We start from the raw sequence: 19,682 nt of genomic DNA on the forward strand, positions 1-19,682 counted from the left end.
GCAACGGCGGGGCCCAAGGTTTGCGCAGCAAATTTTGGGAGATATCCGGGCGCAGCCGGGTATCGTTCCCCCTGACTCAGGGGGCTGGGTCCATGCCGTACCGCATCTCGTAGGAGCGGCGTAAGCCGCGATCGGGTGTGCCCGGGCACGGTCTCTACGCGGGGGAGGGGACGTGCAGCTCGTCCAGGAATCCGGCCACCGCCGGCCCGAAGCGCTCGAAGTCGACCAGGAAGGCGTCGTGTCCCTGCGGCGAGGGCAGCGGCAGGAAGCGCGCGTCGCAGCCGCCGGCGCGCAGGCCCTCGGCGATCTCCTCCTGCTGTTGCAGCGGGAACAGGATGTCGGTGTGCACGCCGATCGCCAGCGCCTTCTCCAGGCCGGCGCGGCCGATCGCCGCCAGCGCGCTGCGGGCGTCGGCATCGTGCTCGCCGCAGCGCGGGCTGCAGTACTCGGCGATGTCGAACCAGTCCATCGAGCGGCTCAGGTACAGGTAGCAGTTCGGGTCGAAGCGGCGCACGAAGCGGCGCGCGTGGGCTTCCAGATAGCTCTCGACCTCGAACTCCAGTCCGAACGGCTCGTCGTCGGCGCGGTCGGAATCCAGCCGCACGCGACCGAAGCGGCCGTCCCATTCCAGTGCCGAGCGGTAGGTGATGACGCCGAGCTTGCGCGCCATCCGCATTCCCGACTCGGGGTAGCTGTCCTCGTCGTAGTCGCCGCCGTTCCAGTTCGGGTCGAGGCGGATCGCCTCGCGTTGCAGCGAGCGGATCGCGATCGAGAACGGCAACGCCCGCGCGGCGCCGGAGATGTTGATGTGGCCGCGGGCCAGGCCGGGGCGTTGCGTGAGCAGGGCGAGCGCGGTCATGCCGCCCATCGAGTTGCCGATCAGGCAGGCGAGGCGGGTGATGCCCAGCGCGTCGACGACCGCGACGGCGGCCCGGGCACCGTCCTCGATCGACAGTTCGGGAAAGCCCAGTGCATAGCGACGTCCGCTCGCCGGGTCGATCGACGCCGGTCCGGTCGAGCCCTTGCAGCTGCCCAGCGAGTTCACGCAGACCACGAACCAGCGATCGGTATCGATCGGCTTGCCTGGACCGAGCATGGCCTCCCACCAGCCCGGCTCGGGGTTGCTGTCGCTGGCGGCGGCGTGGGCGTCGGGCGACAGCCCGGTCACGATCAGGATCGCATTGCCGCCGTCCGCGGCCAGGGTGCCCCAGGTTTCGTAGGCGACGCGTGCCTGGCGGAGTTCGCCGCCGCGCTTCATCGGAAACGGCGAGGGCAGGTCGACGTAGCGGGTACCGGGCGGGATGAATTCGGTCATGCGGCGGGCGTGTGTCCTTTCGGGTGACGACGGCGCGCGTCGGCGCGCCGGCGGCCCAGTGTGCCTGCAACGCATGGCGATGTCGTGGTCCGGCGTGATGCCGATCGGTTATGGCGATCTGCCCGTCGCTCGACGGGCAGGCGCTCAGGGCACGACCTGGTCGATCAGCAATGCCGCGCTGGCGGCCTTGCCGGTGTCGATGCGGACCGGTTGCGAGGCGAAGTCGCCACTGGCGGGCATCGCGTTGCCGCTGGCCGAGATGCGCGCGATCAGCTCGACGTGCTGCAGCTGCGACAGCTTCATCGTCGGCATCGGGCTGTCGCCGTCGCCCAGGCCGACGGTCAGCGGGAATTGGGTGACCGGCAGTTTCTTCACCGCGACCGGCATCGGCGAACCGCCGGGCTGACGGGCGATCACGAACAAGGTCGCCCCCGCCGGCAGTTGCATCCCCAACTGCGGGTCCAGCGAGACCGCCACCGTGACCGTGGGCGCGGTTTCGACGGCGGGCTCGGCCGCCGGCAGCGGCGGCAGTCCGGCTTCCTGGCGGGCGAGGTCGATCTGTTCGCGCAGGGCCGCGGCGGTACGGGCATCGACCACGTCCAGCAGCGGTTCCCATACCTTCACCGCCTCGGCCGGCTGCTCGGACTGGCGATGGGCGATGCCGAGGAACCAGCGTGCGCGCTGGTGCATCGGTTGCAGGGCGATCGCGCGTTCGAGCAGGCTCACCGCCTTGGCATCGAAACGGCGTTGTGGCGCGGCCATCGCCCGCGCCTCGGCGGCCTCGGCGAGCAGGTCGGGGTCGTCTGGCGCGTGCTGGACCGCCCGCGCATAGGCCTTGCTGGCTTCCTCCAGATTGCCCTTGCTGGCGTAGGCGCCGGCAAGCAGGCGCCAGCCCTCGGGCTGGGCCGGGTCCTGGTCCAGCTTGATCTCCAACTGGGTGATCGCGTCGTCGAGGGTCTGCGGCGCGGCGCGGCGTGCCGGGTCCAGCGCCTCGGGGGTGCCGATCATGGTGTACACGGTGCCGGTCAGCACCACCAGGGCAATCAGCAGGGTCGCGCCGACGCCACGGGCGCCACGCCACAGCGGGCGCAGCACGTAGCCCAGTGCGACGACGGCCAGTGTCGCGGCGAGGGCGATGAAAAGCGCGATCGGGGTGTCCATCACCATTCCTGCGAATCGTCGGGCGGGACCGGTGCTCCGCTGCCGCGGCGGCGCACGATCACCGCGACGGCGATGGCGCCGGTCAGCAACAGCGCCAGGGGGCCGAACCACAGCAGCCAGGTGCGCGACTTCACCTGCGGCCGGTAGAGCACGAACTCGCCGTAGCGCTCGACCAGGAATTCCTTGATCTGGGCATCGCTGCGGCCTTCGCGCATCAGTTCGAGCACCTCGCGGCGCAGGTCGACCGCGATCTGCGCGTTGGAGTCGGCCAATGACTGGTTCTGGCACATCACGCAGCGCAATTCGACCACCAGCGCGTGGAAGCGCTGCTCCTCGGCGGCATCGACGAATTCCGGAGGCGCGGTGGCGGTGCCGGCCTGGGCGAACGCGGATGCGGCGATCAGCCAGAGGCCGACCCCGAGCAGGGCCAGGCGGAGGCGATGGAACGGGGCGTGGTTCATGGCGCAGCTCATGGCGCGGCGGGCCCGGCGTCCAGCTGGTCCAGCAGCGGCAGCAACTGGTCGCGGATCTCCGCCTCGCCGACCGGGCCGACGTGTTTCCAGCGCACGATGCCGTCGGCGTCGACCAGGAAGGTCTCCGGCGCGCCGTAGATGCCCCAGTCGATCGCCGCCTTGCCTTCGTAATCGACCAGCACCAGCCAGTACGGATTGCCGTACTGCTCCAGCCAGCGGACCGCGTCGGCGTGCTCGTCCTTCCAGTTGTAGCCGATCACGCGGATGCGCTTGGTCTCGGCGAAACGGGTCAGCACCGGATGTTCGACCCGGCATTCGGGGCACCAGCTGCCCCAGACATTGAGCAGGTAGGGCGCGCCCTTGAGCTCGTCCGAGGACACCAGCCGGCCGGCCTCGTGCAGCACCGGCAGCGCGAAGCTCGGCGCCGGCCTGCCGATCAGCGGCGAGGGCAGGGCCTCGCGGTCGGGCCGGGCGCTGAGCCAGATGCCGGCGGCCAGCAACAGGCCCAGCGCGGCGACCACCGCCAGCGGCAGCCAGCGCATCGCGGAACGGGGGGCTTCGGTCATGCCGGGTTCTCCTGCATGTGCGGCTTTGCGCCGGGCTGCGGATTCTGTCGCTGACGCGCGGAGGGAGCGAGGCGGAAACGACGATCGCAGGCGGTGACCAGGCCGCCGAGCATCATCAGCAGCGCGCCGGCCCAGACCCAGCGCACGAACGGTTTGACGTGCGCGCGCAGCGCCCAGCTGCCGCCGCCCAGGGGTTCGCCGAGGGCGACATAGAGGTCGCGGGTGAAGCCGCGCTCGATCGCCGACTCGGTCATCACCTGGCCGCCGCTGGCGTAGGCGCGCTTCTCCGGATGCAGCACCGCCAGCAGGCGCTCGTCCTCGAACACCGACACGGTGCCGCGGTCGGCTTCGTAGTTCGGGCCCTGGTGGTGCTCGACCCGGTCGAAGCGGAACCGGTAGCCGGCCAGTTCGACCGACTCGCCGGGCCCCACCGCGACCTCGCGTTGCTGGCTCAGGCCCTCGGTCAGCAGGGCGCCGACCAGGAAGATCGCGATGCCGAAGTGGGCCAGCGCCATGCCGGCCATCTCCGCGGTCATCCGGCCGCTGGCCTTGAAGCGGGCCCAGACGAAGCGCAGCGTGCCGAGTCCGACCCAGACCGCGCCGGCCAGTCCGGCGGCGACCTTCCACTGCCCCTGCGGGGCGAAGAAGAAGGCGACGATGCCGGCGATCGCGGCCAGCGCCAGCCACGGCGCCAGCAGCGCCAGCGGCCGCAGCGCCTGTTCGCGCTGCCAGCGGGTCAGCGGCCCGAACGGCAGCAGCAGCACCATCGGGGCCATCAGCAGGGTGAACATCAGCGCGAAGTACGGCGGCCCGACCGAGATCTTGCCCAGCTCCAGCGCATCGGCCAGCAACGGGTACAGCGTGCCCAGCAGCACCATCGCGCAGGCGGTGGTCAGCAGCAGGTTGTTGATCAGCAGCAGGGTCTCGCGCGAGCTGGCCGCGAATGGCCGTCCCTCGTAACCGCCGGGGCCGTCGCCGGTGGACGGCGCGCGCAGCGCGTACAGCAGCAGCGAACCGCCGATCACGAAGCCGAGGAACACGAGGACGAACACCCCGCGGGACGGGTCGGCGGCGAACGAGTGCACGCTGGTCAGCACCCCGGAGCGGACCAGGAACGCGCCCAGCAGGGACAGCGAGAAGGTCGCGATCGCCAGCAGCAGGGTCCAGCTGCGGAAGCTGCCGCGTTTCTCGGTCACCGCCTGCGAGTGGATCAGCGCGGCGCCGGCCAGCCAGGGCATGAAGCTGGCGTTCTCGACCGGGTCCCAGAACCACCAGCCGCCCCAGCCCAGTTCGTAGTACGCCCACCAGCTGCCCAGGGCGATGCCCAGGGTCAGGAACGCCCAGGCGATGTTGGTCCACGGCCGCGTCCAGCGCAGCCAGCGCGCATCGACCTGGCCGTCAATCAGTGCGGCGACCGAGAACGCGAACGACACCGCGAAACCGACATAGCCCATGTAGAGCATCGGCGGGTGGATCACCATGCCCGGGTCCTGCAGCAGCGGGTTCAGGTCGCGCCCCTCGAGCGCGGCCGGCAACAGCCGTTCGAACGGATTGCTGGTGAAGATCAGGAAGGCGAGGAAGCCGGCGGCGACGATGCCGAGCACGCCGAGCACGCGGGCGATCACCGTTTCCGGCAGGCGCCGGGAAAACAGCGCGACCGCCGCCGTCCACAGCGCGATCACCAGCACCCACAACAGCAGCGAGCCCTCGTGCGAGCCCCACACCGCGGTGTAGCGGTAGACCAGCGGCAGCAGGCTGTTGCTGTGATGGGCGACGTAGGCGACCGAGAAGTCCTGCACCACGAAGGCATGGGTCAGGATCGCGTAGGCGATGCCGACCAGGGCCAGCTGCGCGTACGCGGCCGGGCGTGCGATCGCCATCCAGCTGTCGAGGCCGCGGTGGGCGCCCAGCAGCGGCAGCGCGCCCTGCAGGCAGGTCACCAGCAGCGCGAGCAGCAGCGCGATCTGTCCGAGTTCGGGCAGCACCTAGCGTGCCTCCCCCCTCTCCCGGGCGCGGGAGAGGGTGTCCTGGGCGGGCTTAGTCATTCGTGTCGCCCGCCGGCGTCTGCACGTCATGCTTCTGGTGCGCCTTGCCCATCTTGTCGGCGACCTCCTTCGGCATGTAGGTCTCATCGTGCTTGGCGAGGATTTCCTCGGCGACGAAGGTGTCGCCCTGCATGCGTCCGGTGGCGACCACCGCCTGGTCCTCGCGGAACAGGTCGGGGAGGATGCCGGTGTAGCGCACCGCCATCTCGGCGTCGCCGTCGGTGACCCGGAAGCTCGACTCCAGCGAGCCTTCGGCGCGCTGGAAGGAGCCCTTGGCGACCATGCCGCCGAGGCGGAAGCGGGTCTGGCCCCCGGCGACCTGGGCACCGGCGCGACCGTCGAGCACCTCGCCGGGCGTGTACAGATAGGCGATGTTGCGTTGCAGGGCGGTCGCGACCAGCACCGCGGCGATGGCGGCGGCGGCGACCAGGGCGATCACCCAGATCAATCGGCGGCGTCGGGTCGGGTTCATGCGGCGGGCTTCGGCTCGGTAGGGTTCATCGGATCAATTCCTCGGAGGCGGCGCGGGTCTCGGCGCGCCGGGCCTGCGCGGCCTCGCGGGCCGCGCGCTGGCGGGCCCGGCCGAGCGCACGGCGGATCTGCAGTTGCGGCGCCAGCCAGTCCCAGGCCATCACCACCGCGAACACCGCGTAGGCGGCTGCCACGTAGCCGAGGTAGCTCATCGACGCGCCTCCGTGGCCGGCGCCACCAGGGTGCCGACCCAGGCCTTGCCCGATTCGCGGAGCAGGTTGTCGGCGCGGGCGCGGGCGAGCAGGGAGCCCAGGAACCAGAACTTGCTGCCGAGCACGACCCAGATCAGCGGCCAGACCATGCTCGAGTCCATGCTCGACTCGCCGAACATGCGGATGGTCTGTCCCTGGTGCAGGGAGTTCCACCACACCACCGAATAGCGGATCACCGGCAGCAGCACCACGCCGACGATCGCCAGCAGGCCGGCGGCACGGGCGGCCGCGCGGCGGTCGTCGATCGCGTGGTAGAGGCCGATCACGCCCAGGTACATGAACAGCAGCACCAGCTCGGTGGTCAGGCGCGGGTCCCAGTCCCACCAGGTGCCCCACATCGGCTTGCCCCAGATCGAGCCGGTGGCCAGGGTGATGAAGGTGAAGGCGGCGCCGATCGGCGCGCAGGCCATCGCCAGGATCTCGCACAGCTTGATCCGCCAGATCAGCGCGATCGCCGCATAGAAGGCCATCGCGCCGTAGACCGCCAGGCTCATCCAGGCGCTGGGCACGTGGATGTAGAGGATCCGGAAGCTGTCGCCCTGCTGGTAGTCGGCCGGCACCTGGAACAGGCCGCCGTAGAGCCCGACCGCCATCATCAACAGGCCGATGCCATGGCCCCACGGCGCCCAACGCGCGGCGAAGCGGTCGAAGTAGGGCGGAGAGCCGAGTTTGTGGAACCACAGGACGATCGGATTCATTTGCGTCTGTCCGCTCCCATGCCGGGCAGGGGAGGTGGGCGTCAGTTCAATGCGATGCGGATCGCGGCGGCTGCCGCCATCGGCGCCAGCAACACCGCCAGGACCAGTCCGGCGGCCAGCAACAGCATCGCGCCCGCGACGTCGTGTCCCTGGGCGGCGGCGGTGACACTGCCCGCGCCGAACACCAGGACGGGCACGTACAGGGGCAATGCCAACAAGGCGACCAGTATACCGGAGCGCCTCATCCCCACCGTCAGCGCGGCGACCACCGCGCCGATCAGGCTCAGCAGCGGGGTCCCCAGCGCCAGCGAGGCCAGCAGCACCGGCAACTGGCCGCGCGGCAGGTGCAGCATCTCGCCCAGCAGCGGCGCGGCCAGCAGCAGCGGCAGCGCGGTGGTGGCCCAGTGCATCGCGGTGCGCACCCCGACCAGCCAGGCCAGCGGTACCGGCGCCAGCATCCACTGTTCCAGCGAGCCGTCCTCGGCATCGCCCCGGAACAGGCTGTCGAGCGACAACAATCCGGCCAACAGAACCGCCAGCCACAGCACGGCCGGGGCGACCCGGGCCAGGGTCGCCGGCTCGTTGCCCAGCGCCAGCGCGAACAGCACCACCATCAGCAGGGCGAACAGGGCCGGCTGCAGGGCGTCGCCGCGACGCCGCCAGACCAGGCGCAGGTCGCGCACGATCAGGGCGCGCGCGGACTGGATGAGGCCTACTTCGACGTCCATGCCCTCAGCCCTCCGTCCGCGGAGCGCCGTCGCGTCCCCGCCGGTCCAGCACCAGCAGCCGGGTACGCACCGGCGGCGCGGCATAGGCGCCGTGGGTGGTGACCAGCGAGGCGCCCCCGGCGTCCAGGTGCGCGCGAACCATCCGGTTGACCAGTTCGATGCCCTCCAGGTCGAGATTGGCGTAGGGCTCGTCCATCAGCCACAGCGGTGCCGGCGACAGCCACAGCCGCGCCAGCGACAGGCGCTTCTTCTGACCGGCGGAGAGTTGGCGGCTCAGCGCCTCCTCGTAGCCGCCCAGCCCGACCACCTCCAGTGCGCCTTCGATGGTCTGGCTGCCGCGCTGGCCGTGCAGGCCGCACAGGTGCTGCAGGTTCTCGACCACGCTGAGGTCGGCCTTCAGCCCCGGCAGGTGGCCCAGGTAGGCGAGCGCGCGGGCGCGCAACAGGGGTTCGGCCGTCTCGCCACGGATCGCGACCTCGCCGGCATCGGCCCGCAGCAGGCCCGCCAGCACCCGCAGCAGGGTGGTCTTGCCGGCGCCGTTGTCGCCCTGCACCAGCAGTGCCTCGCCGGTGGCGACCGCGAAATCCAGCGGGCCGAACACCGGCAGGTCGTTGCGCGAGAAACGCAGGCCACGCACCTCCAGCAAGGCCGGTTCGGTTGGCGCGGAAGGCCGCGGGCGGGCATCCGCTGGCGCGGTGGTTCGGTCGGGTCGGGTCATCAGGCGGCGGCGGGCGGCCGCTGTGGCCGCGAAGCGGACATTCTACGGGATGGCGTCGGCGGTCCGGTCGCCGTCGGCTCCGCTCCGCCAGTCCACGCATGGCCGGTCGGCGCAGTCGCCGGGCCGTTGCAGCATCATCCGCAGCCGCACCGGTTCGCCGTGTTCCCAGTGCAGCACGCCGGCCTGGCCGAACTCGCCGGCGAGGGCGTCGAGCGTGCTCGGGTCGACGTCGGCGATCAGCCAGCCGGATTCGCGCCATTGGCGGTCGTGGTCGCTGGCCCAGGCCGGGTGGAAGGACAGATCCAGCACCTGCATGCGGGCGACCAGTCGGGCGTCGGCGAGATTGTTGGCTTCCTCGGACAACGGGCGCGAGGCCGGATTCCAGGCGGTGATGAAGGCGTAGCGGCGCGCCGCCCAGTAGGCCTCGACGTCGCCGGCGCTCTCGCCGACGCGCAACGGGATCGCGTCGCCGTCCAGCACCACCGCATAGTGGGCCGCGGCATAGGCGGCGGCCAGTTCGCAGGCATCGACCACGTGGAGCTCGCGCATGCGCGCAGTGTCGCGGTAGTCGCGCCCGGCTGCAACATCCGCGCTGGGCGGGGCCGGGCGGCGCGGCGGAAACATCCCCGATCGCCACGATTCCGTACACTCGGAGGCCCCACCGACACCCCCGCGAGCGATGACTCCCGAGACCAAGCTGCCGAAGGTCGGCACCACCATCTTCACCGTGATGTCGCAACTGGCCGCCGAGCACCGCGCGGTCAATCTGGGACAGGGTTTTCCGGACTTCGAGGTGCCGGCGCGACTGGTCGAGGCGCTGGACCGGGCGATGCGTGCCGGCCTCAACCAGTACGCGCCCGCTCACGGGCTGCCGGTCCTGCGCGCGGCGATCGCCGCCAAGACCGAGCGCTGCTACGGCCACCGTCCCGACGCCGATGCCGAGATCACCGTGACCTCCGGCGCCAGCGAAGCGATCTTCGACGCGATCCATGCGGTGGTGCGTCAGGGCGACGAGGTGATCGTGCTCGACCCCTGCTACGACTGCTACGAACCGGCGATCGACCTGGCCGGCGGCATCGCCGTGCACGTGCCGCTGGGGCGGGACGGTGGCCCGACCGGCTTTGAGCCGGACTGGTCGCGGATCAGCGCGGCGATCACCCCGCGCACCCGGATGCTGATGATCAACACCCCGCACAACCCGTCCGGGGCGATGCTCGGTGCGGACGACATCGCCCAGCTGACCGCGCTGCTGCGCGACACCGGCATCGTGCTGCTGTCGGACGAGGTCTACGAGCACATCGTGTTCGACGGTGCCCGCCACGAATCGGTGCTGCGCCACCGCGAGCTGCGCGAGCGCGCCTTCGTGATCTCCAGTTTCGGCAAGACCTACCACTGCACCGGCTGGAAGGTCGGCTACTGCATCGCGCCGCCGGCGCTGACCGCCGAGTTCCGCAAGGTGCACCAGTACAACACCTTCTGCACCTTCACCCCGGCGCAGGCCGCCTTCGCCGAGATGATCGAGGCCGAGCCCGCGCACTACGAGCAACTGGGCGCGTTCTACCAGGCCAAGCGCGACCGTTTCCGCGAACAGTTGCTGACCACCCGGCTCAAGCCGTTGCCGGTGCCGGGCGGCTATTTCCAACTGGTCGACTACTCGGCGGTCAGCGACCTCGACGATGCCGCGTTCTGCCGCTGGCTGACCGAGCACAAGGGCGTCGCCGCGATCCCGCTGTCGCCGTTCTACCAGGCGCCGCCGGCCGGCCAGCGCCTGGCGCGGCTGTGCTTCGCCAAGAACGAGGCGACCCTCGACGAGGCGATCGCCCGCCTGCAGACGCTTTGAGGACCCGAGCATGGACAATCTGCGCATCTCCCTGATCCAGGGCGACACCCGTTGGCACGACCCCGAGGCCAACCGCGAGTACTACGGCGGACTGATCGCGCCATTGCACGACATCACCGACCTGGTACTGCTGCCGGAAACCTTCACCAGCGGCTTCTCCAACGATGCGATCGAGCGCGCCGAGGACATGGACGGCCCGACCGTGGCGTGGATGCGCGAGCAGGCGGCGAAGGTCGGCGCGGCGATCACCGGCAGCGTGCAGTTGCGGGTCGGCGACCAGGTCTTCAACCGGATGCTGTTCGTGACCCCGGACGGCGGCATCCAGCACTACGACAAGCGCCACCTGTTCCGCTATGCCAACGAGCACCAGCGCTATGCCGCCGGCCGCGAGCGGCTGACGGTGGAGTGGAAGGGCTGGCGGATCTGTCCGCAGGTCTGCTACGACCTGCGCTTCCCGGTGTTCGCGCGCAACCGCTACGACGTCGAGCGGGCCGACGCGCTCGACTACGACCTGCTGCTGTTCGTCGCCAACTGGCCGGCCGCGCGCGCCTACCCGTGGAAGACCCTGCTGCGGGCGCGGGCGATCGAGAACCTGTGCTACGTCGCCGGACTCAACCGGGTCGGCAGCGACGGCAACGGCATTCACTACTCCGGCGACAGCGCGGTGATCGACTTCCTCGGCCACCCGGTCAGCGAATGCACCGACGAGGAAGTCGTGGTCACCACCACCCTGCAGGCGTCGGAACTGGCCGCGCATCGCGAACGGTTCCCGGCGATGCTCGACGGCGACAGCTTCCAGTTGCGCTGACCGCCAGCGCCAGCCGGCCGCGCCGGTCGGCTCGGCTCGGCTATGCTCGCGCCATGGTCGAGATATCCGAACGGTCCCCATCACGCCGGCGTGCTGCACGCCTGTTGCGCCGCGCCGGCATCGTCCTGGCCGCTGCTTATCTGGTCTACCTGCTGCTGGGCAACCTGTTCCTCAACACCGCGCTGGCGCCTTGGGCGATCAATCGCAAGCCCGAGCGCTTCCAGTTGCACTGGCAGGCCGGGCTGACCGCCTGGCCGGGCCAGGTGTTGCTGTGGGATCCGCGATTGCAGGGCCACACCGGCAACGTGACCTGGTCGCTGCACGCGCGCCGCGCCGATGGCCGGATCGCGCTGTTGCCGTTGCTTGAGAAGGAACTGCGGTTCCCGTCGATCGAGGTCGCCGATGTCGAGGCGGCACTGGAGCGTGTCGACCAGCGCCTGGAGCCGGCCCCGGCACGGCCGGGCGGATGGCGCCTGCGCTTCGATCGTATCGCCAGCGACAGCGTGCGTGGCGCCCGCTTCGGCACGCTGAGGCTGGATGGCGAGGGGCAGGCCACGCTCGGCCTGTACAAGCAGTTGCGGGGCGGTCCGCTGGAGCTGACCCCGTCGCGGGTGCGCTTCGAGCGCGCGCGCCTGTCGCTCGCCGACGACACGCTCTTGGACGAGGCGGTGCTGGAGGCGGGTTTTTCGATCGACCGGCACACCCGCGAACAGGCCAGCGGTCTGCGCAAACTGCTCGAGACCGAGCTGGAGCTGTCGGTGGAAGGGCGGACCAGCGCCTTGCAGGTGCAGCGCAGCGGCCCGCAACGCCTGAACCTGAAGCCGGTGCCGGCCGCGGGCCATGGCCGGGTCGGCGGGCGGATCGGGTGGAACCGCGGCGCACTGGCGCCGGGCGGGCGGCTGGACTGGAGCGCGCCGGTGTCGATGGCCTCGCGCGACGGCCAGGCGACCCTGCAGCTTGGCGTGGAGGTCGACGACGACATCCGGTTGCGCATCGATCTGCCCAGGCAGGTCGACGAGAACGGCGATGCGCTGGCGGTCGACGCGCGCTTGCGGATCGAGGGCATCGAGGTGCCGTTGGGGGACCCGCGCAGCCTGATACCGCGGACGTCCGGACACCTGGTCGGCAGTTGGCAGTTCGCCTCGCTGGACTGGCTGGGCACGTTCTTCGCCGATGCGCCGTGGCTGGCGCTGGAGGGGGCCGGACGCGTCGACGCCGATCTGCGTCTGGTCGATGGCGCCCCCGCGGCCGGCAGCCGCGTCGAAGTGCCGGGCGTCGACGTCAGTGTCGACCTGATGGGCAACCGGGTCCAGGGCCGCGCCCGCGCGCTGGGCACCCTGCAGGGGGATGAGGACGCCGGGGCCGGCGGGGTGCGCCCGCGGCTGGAGCTGAATCTGGAGCGCTTCTCGATCACCGCCGACAAGGGCCGCGGCGCGCGCTACGTCGAGGGCCGCGATCTCAGCCTGCACGTGCAGGCGGTCGAGCCGCTGGCGACCGGTCTGCTGGCGCCGTCCGGCGCGGGGGCGGGCGCCTCCGCCGGCCCGACCCCGGGCGCGGCACTGGCGCGCGCCGGGCGCGCGCTCAAGGCGCGTCTGCGTTTCGAGGACGCATCGGTGCCGGACCTGCGCGCCTACAACCGCTATCTGCCGCGTTCGCAGTTGCGGTTCGAGGGCGGCAGCGGCCGGCTCAGCGGCGACCTCAGCGTCGACGGCGCCGGTGCGGTCGGACAGGGCTGGTTGCGGGTCCGGGGACGCGATACCCGCCTGCATGCGGCGGGAATGGCGCTGCGCGGCAACGTCGATATCAACACGCGGTTGCGCCGGGCCGGGATCGAGGACGGCCGCTTCAACATCGACGGCTCCCAGGTCAGGCTCGACAACATCAGCCTGGTCGAGCCCGACGGCGAGGTCCGGCGCGGCTGGTGGGCGCGGATCGATCTGACCCGCGCGCGCCTGGACTGGGATCCGGCGCGGGCGGCCGGCCGCGCCGCTGGCGCCGCGGCCGATGTCGATATCGACGGCCATGCCAGGATCACCGCCAGGGACGTGGGCTTCCTGCTGGCGTTGTACGCGCGCCAGCGCGACTATCCCGGATGGGTCGGACGCCTGATCGATGCCGGCCAGGCGCGGGTGACCGGGGACGTGCGCTGGCGCGACGATGTTCTGATCTTCGACAACCTGGTCGCCAACAACGACCGTTTCGACGTCAACGCGCGCCTGCGCCTGCAGGGGCAGGACCGCCGCGGCAATCTCTACGCGCGCTGGGGCGTGCTGAGCATGGCGGTCGACCTGGACGGCGCGCACCGCGAGTACCACCTGTTGCGGGCGCGCAGGTGGTACGACGCCCAGCCGGCGTATATCCGCTGAACGGGCCGGCAGGCCCGGTCTTGCCGCCGTTTTTACGCGCTCTGCGCTTTACTGAATCCGCAGGCGGGCAATCGCGTCCCGGCTGCCATCATCATGAACGGGTACGTTCGCGCATCGTTGCTGATCCTGGGGCTGCTGCTCCTGGGGTCGCTGCTGGCGCCGGCGATGTCGGCGCGACAGGCGAGTGCGGCCGACGCAGGCGATGAAGTCGCCGGCACCGAGGCCGCTGGCACAGAAGCTGCCGGTGCCGTCCTGCTGCTGGAGATCAAGGGCGGGATCGGCCCGGCCACCCGCGACTACCTGCGCCGAGGCCTGAAACAGGCCGCCGAGCAGTCGGCGGCGGCGGTGGTGTTGCGGATCGATACGCCGGGCGGCCTGGATGCGGCGACCCGCGACATCAATCAGGCGATCCTCGCCTCCGAGGTGCCGGTGATCGGCTGGGTCGCCCCCGAGGGCGCGCGCGCGGCCAGCGCCGGTACCTACATCCTCTACGCCTGCCACCTGGCGGCGATGGCGCCGGCGACATCGTTGGGGGCGGCGACCCCGGTGTCGATCGGCGGCGGCGGGCCGGGCATCGCGCCGGACCCGGGCCAATCCCCCGGGGACGGGGACGACGGTGCCGACGACGGGGCCGGAGCCGGGGACGACAGCGCGATGACCCACAAGGTGGTCAACGACGCGGTCGCCTATCTGCGCAGCCTGGCCGAACTGCGCGGTCGCGACGTCGCCTTCGCCGAGGCCGCGGTGCGCGAGGCGGCGACCCTGTCCGCCGGCCAGGCCCACAAGCGCGGGGTGATCGAGATCATCGCCGCCGACCTGCCGCGCCTGCTGGCCGAGGCCGACGGCCGCAGCGTGCGCCTGCGCGACGGCGAGGCGGTCCTGGGCACCCGCGACCGACCGGTGGTCGCGGTCGAGCCCGGCTGGCGCTTCAGATTGTTGTCGGTGCTGACCGAGCCCAGCGTCGCCTACCTGCTGTTGCTGATCGGTTTGTACGGATTGATCTTCGAGGGCTACAGCCCCGGCGCGATCGTGCCCGGCGTGGTCGGCGCGATCTGCCTGCTGCTGGCGCTGTACGCGCTGCAGGTACTGCCGGTGAACTACGCCGGCGTCGCCCTGATCGTGCTGGGGGTGGTGCTGATCGCGGTCGAGTTCGCGATGCCGAGCTTCGGCGCGCTGGGCATCGGCGGGGTGGTCGCCCTGATCGCCGGTTCGCTGATCATGTTCGACACCCAGGTGCCGGGGTTCGGGGTCTCGGGGCAGCTGATCCTGGGTATCGGCATGGCCAGCGCGCTGACCTTCGCCGGTGCGGTCTGGCTGGCCGCGCGTGCGCGTTCGCGGCCGGTCACCACCGGGGTCGAGGAACTGCTCGGCGCCAGCGCGTTGGCGCTGGCCGACTTCGATGCCGATGGCCGCGGCACGGTGCGCGTGCATGGCGAGGTCTGGCAGGCGCGCGCCGCGGTTCCGGTCGAACGCGGCGAACCGGTGCGGGTGCAGGCGCTGGACGGACTGGTCCTGCGCGTCGCCCCGGTCGGCGAACGGCCGCAACCCGCGCACGCACAACCTGGAGGTGAGCGATGAACGTGGTCTTCTATGTGCCCCTGTTGCTGGTCGTGGTGGCGTTGCTGGCCAGTGCGATCAAGGTGCTGCGCGAATACGAGCGCGGCGTGGTGTTCCAGCTCGGACGGTTCTGGAAGGTCAAGGGGCCGGGCCTGATCATCCTGGTGCCGGTCATCCAGCAGATGGTCCGGGTCGATCTGCGCACGATCGTGATGGACGTGCCCTCGCAGGACCTGATATCGCGCGACAACGTGTCGGTGCAGGTGAATGCGGTGGTGTATTTCAGGGTCGTCGATCCGCAGAAGGCGATCATCAACGTCGAGCACTTCTACGAGGCCACCAGCCAGCTCGCCCAGACCACCCTGCGCTCGGTGCTGGGCCAGCACGACCTGGACGAGATGCTGGCCGAGCGCGAGAAGCTCAACGACGACATCCGTTCCATCCTCGATGCGCAGACCGATGCCTGGGGCATCAAGGTCGCCAATGTCGAGATCAAGCACGTCGACATCAACGAGACCATGGTCCGCGCGATCGCCCGCCAGGCCGAGGCCGAGCGTCAACGCCGGGCCAAGGTGATCCACGCCGAAGGCGAGCAGCAGGCCGCCGAGAAGCTGGTCGAGGCCGCCCGCATCCTGGGCGAGGACCCGCGTGCGATCCAGTTGCGCTACCTGCAGACCCTGACCGAGATCGCCGGCGAGAAGAGTTCGACGATCGTGTTCCCGCTGCCGGTCGGCACGGTGGAGGCGCTGGCCCGCCGCCTCGGCGGCGAGGGCGACGGGCGGGAATAGCCGGCGGATTTCCGACGTGTGGATCTCCGACGTGCGGCGGCCCACCGTGGCGCGGCGGTCCTAGACTGGGGTAGGTGGCCGATGCGGCCGTCGTCGTCGCACGGCTTTGGCAACCGATTGCGGTCGCGCAGCCCGGCTGCGGCCGCCCAGAGCAGGTTTAACCAGGAGGTCGGACCATGACTTCGCAACGCTTGCAGGAATTCCTGACCGAGCAGCAGGTCGATTTCCACACCGTGACCCACCCGCATGCGTTCACCGCGGTGCAGACCGCCGCCAGCGCGCATATCGACAGCCATGCGATGGCCAAGACCGTGATGGTCAGGGTCGACGGCAAACTGGCGATGGCGGTGCTGCCATCCAACGAATGGCTCGACATCGAGCGCCTGCGCGACGCCGCCGGCGCGCGCGAGGCGAGGCTGGCGAGCGAGGCCGAGTTCCGCGACCGCTTCCCCGAGTGCGAGGTCGGCGCGATGCCGCCGTTCGGCAATCTGTACGGGATGGAGGTCTATGTCGCCGACAGCATGGCCGACGACGAGCGGATCGCGTTCAACGCCGGCAGCCACCGCGAGCTGATGTGGGTCCGCTGGCAGGATTTCGAACGGCTGGTGCATCCGCACATGGCGTCTATGACCCGCCATTGATCGATCGCGGTGGTCCGGGCCGCCGGGCGGATGAACGACAACCACAGCGCCGTTCGCTGCGCCCGGAACTGTGACCGGACTCCCGGCGTGCCGGCGCATGCCCGAACACGCGTGCGTATAGAACGCGTATGCCGCGACCGCTGCGCGAGCCGTCACGGTTTCGGGAATGGTTCGCGCAAGCGGTTCACCCGTTCATCCGGTGCAAATTCAAGCTGTCCTAGCTTCGCTGTCGGCGCATCCCCCGCACGGCATGCCCGCATGCCGCGACGCCGCAAATGAACATGTAAGGAGAATCTCAACATGACCATGCCCCTGTCCCGAAAGGCCATCCTGGCCGTCGTCCTGGCCAGCGCCACGCTGGCCGGCTGCAGCCACTACGTGAAGCGCGACGAGTTCGACGCCGCGATCGCCGACCTGCGTGCCGCCGATGCCCGCCTGGAATCGCAGATCCAGGAACTGTCGGCCAAGCACGATGCCCTGGTCACCCAGATGGCCGGCCGCACCCGAGTCGACACCGCCGCCTATTTCGCCACCAACGAGGCGATGCTCAGCGAGGACGCCAAGCCGCTGCTGGACGACTTCGCCAATGCCATCCGCAGCAGCCACAGCAGCGCGATGATCACCGTCGAAGGCTTCGCCGACCCGTCCGGCTCGGCCGCCTACAACAAGCGCCTCGGCCAGCGTCGCGCCGACGCCGCCCGCGATTACCTGGTCAACAGCGCCGGTCTGCCGGCGACCCAGGTACGTTCGGTCAGCTACGGCGAGGACGAGAACCGCCAGGTGCGTCCGGGCGCCACCGGCGAGGCCGGCCGCGACAACCGCCGGATCGCCCTGGTCGTCGACTACGCCGGACCGAAGACCGCCAGCACCATGTAAGGACTATCGGGCAGGGATGCATCGAACGCGAAGGGCGCCTGAGGGCGCCCTTCGTCGTTTGCGCGGCCGGGATCCTTTGGGGCGCCTCGTTTCTCATGGCCGGCACACCGGTCCCCATGCCAGTGGACGCGGATCTGGCTCGAACGCCATCGTGCGATAGCTCCACAGGTAGCGTTGACCGTCCTTGATCATCCAGGCGTGAGGAGAGCGGATGGCGAATCCGTCGATGCGTCCTTGCGTGGATTCGAGAATGTTCCGGGTGTCATGGCATTGGCTTCGGGCAGTCCTCAGGGACAGGCCCATCGCGGAACTGCGGACGAACTCGGCGGACAGCAGCGGCATCCACAGCAACAGCACCGGCAGGGAAATGCCCCATGCGATCGGACGATGAAGGAAGGTTGGGCCGGCGACGCGCCACAGGCCGGCGAGCAGCACCATCCAGATCAGCATGGCTGGAAGGCTCAACCGCCAGTAGTCGAGAGCCCATCCCAGCATCGCGAGCAGGGCGTAGGGCGGAAGGATTGCATGGACAAACGCGACCAGGACGCCGAACACGACGGCGACGTTGAAGGTCATCCACGCATGTGCGAACAGCAGACCCAGTGCATCCAGGCATCCGCGCCGGACGCTGGGAGGCGTCCCCTTGCGTTCCGTATCGGGCATCGCGACCCGCGCGCCGTCGTCGGCCGCGCTCACGCGGCGATGCCGCGCTTGTGGAAGTAGACCTGCTCGGCGGCCCAGCGCAGCGGCGGGGAGTGCATGAACAGGTCGAACGGCCAGTCGAACTGCAGGCGGTCGTAGGCCCAGCGCAGGGCGCGCTTGGTGCGGAAGCGCGGCGCCGCGGCCATCGCCACCGGTTCGGGACGCGGGCCGTCGCCGCGCACATGGGCGGCGATCGCGCGCCCACTGGCCCAGCCATGTTCCCAGGCCGAGTGGATGCCGCCGGCGGTGACCGGCGAGACGATGCCGGCGGCGTCGCCGGTCAGCATCACCCCGTCGCCGACCATCGGCCAGACCGGGCCGCTGCACGGAATCAGGCCGGCGCGGGTGGTGCCGGGTTTGAGGCGGCGGGGCAGGCCGCCGGCCGCGCCGACCCGCAGCAGGAAGCCGTCGATGTCGGGCACCCGCGCGTTGCCGGGATCGTGGCGTAGCGCCAATCCGGCCTGGATGCCGGTCGGGCTCTGCGCGATCCAGCCGATGTAGCCGGGCGCGTAGCGCTTGCTGATGAAGCAGTGCAGCGCCTCGGGGTGTTGCAGGCAGGCGCCGGGGAACTCGTATTCGACCCCGTACAGGAACTGCCGGACCTGGCCCAGGCCGGTGCGCGCGGCCACCCGCGAGCGGGCCCCGTCGGCGCCGACCAGGTAGCGGCAGCGGCCGACGCCCTCGATGTGCCAGCCGCCGTCGACCCGGCGCGCATCGGTGAACGGGGTGCCCAGGCGCAGCTCGACGTCGTGGCTGCGCAGTTGCCCGGCCAGCCAGCGCATCACCTGCGGGGTGTCGGTGGTCTGGAAGTAGTAGCCGGGCGCGGCGAGGGCGATCTGCTTCAGGCTGGGCGCGTACAGCCGCACCTGTTCCACCCGCCGGGTCAGGGGCGCCGGCAACTGGCCCAGCAGGGTCTGCTCGGCGGCTTCCTTGACGATGATGCCGGTGGTGTGGAGCTTCTCGCCGGGATCGCGCTTGCGTTCGAGGACGACGACACGCAGCCCGGACTGGGCGGCGGCGAGGGCGCAGGCGGCGCCGGCGAAACTGGCGCCGACGACGACCAGATCGTAATCGTGGGAGACCGGGGGCAGGGGCATGGGCATGTCCGTGGAGAGGCGACATGCGCAGTCTCGATCCCGCCGGCGTGGGCAGGATGGCGGCTGTGTGAAGCCGGTGCGAAGTGGCGCCGGCATGGATGGCGTCCGCCGCGGACGGCACCGGGCGGCGTACCGATCAGGACGACTTCATCGCCTTGCGGGCCTGTTCGACCAGGGCCAGTGGGGCACTGACCGAGGGGCGGCTGCGTGCATAGACCACCGCGATGCGGGTGCCGCGCGGATGCGCGTCCCAGGTCTCGTCGGAAACCAGGGACAGGTGCCGGTGATGCTTGCCGCTGGCATCGATGTATTCATAGCGGATCCGCTTCTGCGCCTGGTAGGTACGGGCTGTGTGACTGACCTGCTCGATCACCCGGCCCTCGGTCTCGACGCCTTCGGCCAGCAGCCGCCGCATCTGCAGGCCGCGGCGGGCGAGAACCGCGACCATCGCCAACAGCAGGACGATGGGAATGCCGATGCCCAGCAACAGGCCTGTCATGTCCGTTCCGGTATCCGTCTTCCCAGACACCAACGTAAAAACCGGCCACGGGCGGACTGCG

General features: G+C 70.5%; 21 protein-coding genes. 7 read left to right on the forward strand and 14 right to left on the reverse strand.

What is annotated here, in order from left to right; genetic code table 11:
• Nucleotides 1–154 precede the first annotated feature (154 nt).
• The 11 genes from metX to C9I47_RS07705 all read right to left on the reverse strand — a co-directional run bounded on the left by metX (nt 155) and on the right by C9I47_RS07705 (nt 8,996).
• Nucleotides 155–1,315 carry a homoserine O-acetyltransferase MetX gene (gene metX / locus C9I47_RS07655; RefSeq protein WP_111266207.1) on the reverse strand — a complete coding sequence of 387 codons (1,161 nt, stop codon included), beginning with the start codon at nt 1,313–1,315 and terminating at the stop codon, nt 155–157.
• Between the two features lie 144 nt (nt 1,316–1,459).
• Nucleotides 1,460–2,476, reverse strand: a complete 1,017-nt coding sequence (locus tag C9I47_RS07660; RefSeq protein WP_223250325.1) for a tetratricopeptide repeat protein — start codon at nt 2,474–2,476, stop codon at nt 1,460–1,462.
• The gene (locus C9I47_RS07665) at nt 2,476–2,937 is read right to left on the reverse strand and encodes a cytochrome c-type biogenesis protein (protein WP_111266209.1); all 462 of its coding nucleotides are present in this window, start codon (nt 2,935–2,937) and stop codon (nt 2,476–2,478) included. The genes C9I47_RS07660 and C9I47_RS07665 overlap by 1 nt, the downstream gene beginning before the upstream one ends.
• Nucleotides 2,938–2,945: 8 nt before the next feature.
• Nucleotides 2,946–3,515: a DsbE family thiol:disulfide interchange protein gene (locus C9I47_RS07670; protein ID WP_111266210.1), complete on the reverse strand. Its 570-nt coding sequence runs from the start codon at nt 3,513–3,515 to the stop codon at nt 2,946–2,948.
• On the reverse strand, nt 3,512–5,500 hold the full coding sequence (locus C9I47_RS07675; RefSeq protein ID WP_111266211.1) for a heme lyase CcmF/NrfE family subunit: 1,989 nt from the start codon (nt 5,498–5,500) through the stop codon (nt 3,512–3,514). The genes C9I47_RS07670 and C9I47_RS07675 overlap by 4 nt, the downstream gene beginning before the upstream one ends.
• 52 nt (nt 5,501–5,552) lie before the next feature.
• The gene (ccmE, locus tag C9I47_RS07680; protein ID WP_111266212.1) at nt 5,553–6,032 is read right to left on the reverse strand and encodes a cytochrome c maturation protein CcmE; all 480 of its coding nucleotides are present in this window, start codon (nt 6,030–6,032) and stop codon (nt 5,553–5,555) included.
• Between the two features lie 25 nt (nt 6,033–6,057).
• Entirely contained in the window at nt 6,058–6,243 is a 186-nt protein-coding gene (gene ccmD, locus C9I47_RS07685; protein WP_111266213.1) for a heme exporter protein CcmD, read from the reverse strand.
• Nucleotides 6,240–7,001, reverse strand: coding sequence for a heme ABC transporter permease CcmC (ccmC, locus tag C9I47_RS07690; protein ID WP_111266214.1), 762 nt, complete (start codon nt 6,999–7,001; stop codon nt 6,240–6,242). The genes ccmD and ccmC overlap by 4 nt, the downstream gene beginning before the upstream one ends.
• Nucleotides 7,002–7,042: 41 nt before the next feature.
• Nucleotides 7,043–7,729, reverse strand: a complete 687-nt coding sequence (gene ccmB / locus C9I47_RS07695) for a heme exporter protein CcmB (protein WP_111266215.1) — start codon at nt 7,727–7,729, stop codon at nt 7,043–7,045.
• A 4-nt stretch (nt 7,730–7,733) separates the two neighbouring features.
• Complete coding sequence (gene ccmA / locus C9I47_RS07700) at nt 7,734–8,447, reverse strand: heme ABC exporter ATP-binding protein CcmA (RefSeq protein WP_111266216.1); 714 nt, start codon at nt 8,445–8,447, stop codon at nt 7,734–7,736.
• A gap of 42 nt (nt 8,448–8,489) precedes the next feature.
• Nucleotides 8,490–8,996 carry a DUF3293 domain-containing protein gene (locus C9I47_RS07705; protein ID WP_190238633.1) on the reverse strand — a complete coding sequence of 169 codons (507 nt, stop codon included), beginning with the start codon at nt 8,994–8,996 and terminating at the stop codon, nt 8,490–8,492.
• A gap of 130 nt (nt 8,997–9,126) precedes the next feature.
• Here C9I47_RS07705 and C9I47_RS07710 point away from each other — a divergent pair, with 130 nt between their 5' ends.
• The 7 genes from C9I47_RS07710 to C9I47_RS07740 all read left to right on the forward strand — a co-directional run bounded on the left by C9I47_RS07710 (nt 9,127) and on the right by C9I47_RS07740 (nt 17,323).
• Nucleotides 9,127–10,287, forward strand: coding sequence for a pyridoxal phosphate-dependent aminotransferase (locus C9I47_RS07710; protein ID WP_111266217.1), 1,161 nt, complete (start codon nt 9,127–9,129; stop codon nt 10,285–10,287).
• A 10-nt stretch (nt 10,288–10,297) separates the two neighbouring features.
• On the forward strand, nt 10,298–11,095 hold the full coding sequence (locus C9I47_RS07715) for an amidohydrolase (RefSeq protein ID WP_111266218.1): 798 nt from the start codon (nt 10,298–10,300) through the stop codon (nt 11,093–11,095).
• A 53-nt stretch (nt 11,096–11,148) separates the two neighbouring features.
• Nucleotides 11,149–13,461 (forward strand): hypothetical protein, encoded by a 2,313-nt coding sequence (locus C9I47_RS07720; RefSeq protein WP_145985450.1) that lies wholly within the window; start codon nt 11,149–11,151, stop codon nt 13,459–13,461.
• Nucleotides 13,462–13,554: 93 nt separating this feature from the next.
• Nucleotides 13,555–15,039, forward strand: a complete 1,485-nt coding sequence (locus C9I47_RS07725) for an NfeD family protein (RefSeq protein ID WP_111266220.1) — start codon at nt 13,555–13,557, stop codon at nt 15,037–15,039.
• Nucleotides 15,036–15,806 carry a slipin family protein gene (locus C9I47_RS07730; protein ID WP_111266221.1) on the forward strand — a complete coding sequence of 257 codons (771 nt, stop codon included), beginning with the start codon at nt 15,036–15,038 and terminating at the stop codon, nt 15,804–15,806. The genes C9I47_RS07725 and C9I47_RS07730 overlap by 4 nt, the downstream gene beginning before the upstream one ends.
• Nucleotides 15,807–15,982: 176 nt before the next feature.
• Nucleotides 15,983–16,447, forward strand: a complete 465-nt coding sequence (locus C9I47_RS07735) for an aminoacyl-tRNA deacylase (RefSeq protein WP_111266222.1) — start codon at nt 15,983–15,985, stop codon at nt 16,445–16,447.
• A 300-nt stretch (nt 16,448–16,747) separates the two neighbouring features.
• Nucleotides 16,748–17,323, forward strand: coding sequence for an OmpA family protein (locus C9I47_RS07740; protein ID WP_111266223.1), 576 nt, complete (start codon nt 16,748–16,750; stop codon nt 17,321–17,323).
• Between the two features lie 93 nt (nt 17,324–17,416).
• Here the strand turns inward: C9I47_RS07740 and C9I47_RS07745 are convergent, their stop codons facing one another.
• From C9I47_RS07745 to C9I47_RS07755, 3 genes are all read right to left on the reverse strand, one after another.
• Nucleotides 17,417–18,019 (reverse strand): hypothetical protein, encoded by a 603-nt coding sequence (locus tag C9I47_RS07745; RefSeq protein WP_111266224.1) that lies wholly within the window; start codon nt 18,017–18,019, stop codon nt 17,417–17,419.
• Nucleotides 18,016–19,122, reverse strand: coding sequence for an NAD(P)/FAD-dependent oxidoreductase (locus tag C9I47_RS07750; protein ID WP_111266225.1), 1,107 nt, complete (start codon nt 19,120–19,122; stop codon nt 18,016–18,018). Before C9I47_RS07750 ends, C9I47_RS07745 begins: the two co-directional genes overlap by 4 nt.
• Before the next feature lie 136 nt (nt 19,123–19,258).
• A complete protein-coding gene (locus tag C9I47_RS07755; protein WP_111266226.1) occupies nt 19,259–19,621 on the reverse strand; it encodes a DUF3592 domain-containing protein in 363 nt (120 codons plus the stop codon).
• Nucleotides 19,622–19,682: the final 61 nt, after the last annotated feature.

The sequence above is a fragment of the Marilutibacter maris genome, from assembly GCF_003233695.1.
Lineage (GTDB): Bacteria > Pseudomonadota > Gammaproteobacteria > Xanthomonadales > Xanthomonadaceae > Marilutibacter > Marilutibacter maris.

Bases quoted from the DNA above. Each gene is read 5' to 3' on its own strand.
- C9I47_RS07730 (WP_111266221.1), top strand. From the start codon at position 15,036: ATGAACGTGGTCTTCTATGTGCCCCTGTTGCTGGTCGTGGTGGCGTTG.
- C9I47_RS07670 (WP_111266210.1), bottom strand. From the start codon at position 3,515: ATGACCGAAGCCCCCCGTTCCGCGATGCGCTGGCTGCCGCTGGCGGTG.
- C9I47_RS07750 (WP_111266225.1), bottom strand. From the start codon at position 19,122: ATGCCCCTGCCCCCGGTCTCCCACGATTACGATCTGGTCGTCGTCGGC.
- metX (WP_111266207.1), bottom strand. From the start codon at position 1,315: ATGACCGAATTCATCCCGCCCGGTACCCGCTACGTCGACCTGCCCTCG.
- C9I47_RS07660 (WP_223250325.1), bottom strand. From the start codon at position 2,476: ATGGACACCCCGATCGCGCTTTTCATCGCCCTCGCCGCGACACTGGCC.
- C9I47_RS07740 (WP_111266223.1), top strand. From the start codon at position 16,748: ATGACCATGCCCCTGTCCCGAAAGGCCATCCTGGCCGTCGTCCTGGCC.
- ccmD (WP_111266213.1), bottom strand. From the start codon at position 6,243: ATGAGCTACCTCGGCTACGTGGCAGCCGCCTACGCGGTGTTCGCGGTG.
- ccmA (WP_111266216.1), bottom strand. From the start codon at position 8,447: ATGACCCGACCCGACCGAACCACCGCGCCAGCGGATGCCCGCCCGCGG.
- C9I47_RS07755 (WP_111266226.1), bottom strand. From the start codon at position 19,621: ATGACAGGCCTGTTGCTGGGCATCGGCATTCCCATCGTCCTGCTGTTG.
- C9I47_RS07705 (WP_190238633.1), bottom strand. From the start codon at position 8,996: ATGCGCGAGCTCCACGTGGTCGATGCCTGCGAACTGGCCGCCGCCTAT.
- C9I47_RS07720 (WP_145985450.1), top strand. From the start codon at position 11,149: ATGGTCGAGATATCCGAACGGTCCCCATCACGCCGGCGTGCTGCACGC.
- C9I47_RS07665 (WP_111266209.1), bottom strand. From the start codon at position 2,937: ATGAACCACGCCCCGTTCCATCGCCTCCGCCTGGCCCTGCTCGGGGTC.
- ccmE (WP_111266212.1), bottom strand. From the start codon at position 6,032: ATGAACCCGACCCGACGCCGCCGATTGATCTGGGTGATCGCCCTGGTC.
- C9I47_RS07735 (WP_111266222.1), top strand. From the start codon at position 15,983: ATGACTTCGCAACGCTTGCAGGAATTCCTGACCGAGCAGCAGGTCGAT.
- ccmC (WP_111266214.1), bottom strand. From the start codon at position 7,001: ATGAATCCGATCGTCCTGTGGTTCCACAAACTCGGCTCTCCGCCCTAC.
- C9I47_RS07710 (WP_111266217.1), top strand. From the start codon at position 9,127: ATGACTCCCGAGACCAAGCTGCCGAAGGTCGGCACCACCATCTTCACC.
- ccmB (WP_111266215.1), bottom strand. From the start codon at position 7,729: ATGGACGTCGAAGTAGGCCTCATCCAGTCCGCGCGCGCCCTGATCGTG.
- C9I47_RS07715 (WP_111266218.1), top strand. From the start codon at position 10,298: ATGGACAATCTGCGCATCTCCCTGATCCAGGGCGACACCCGTTGGCAC.
- C9I47_RS07725 (WP_111266220.1), top strand. From the start codon at position 13,555: ATGAACGGGTACGTTCGCGCATCGTTGCTGATCCTGGGGCTGCTGCTC.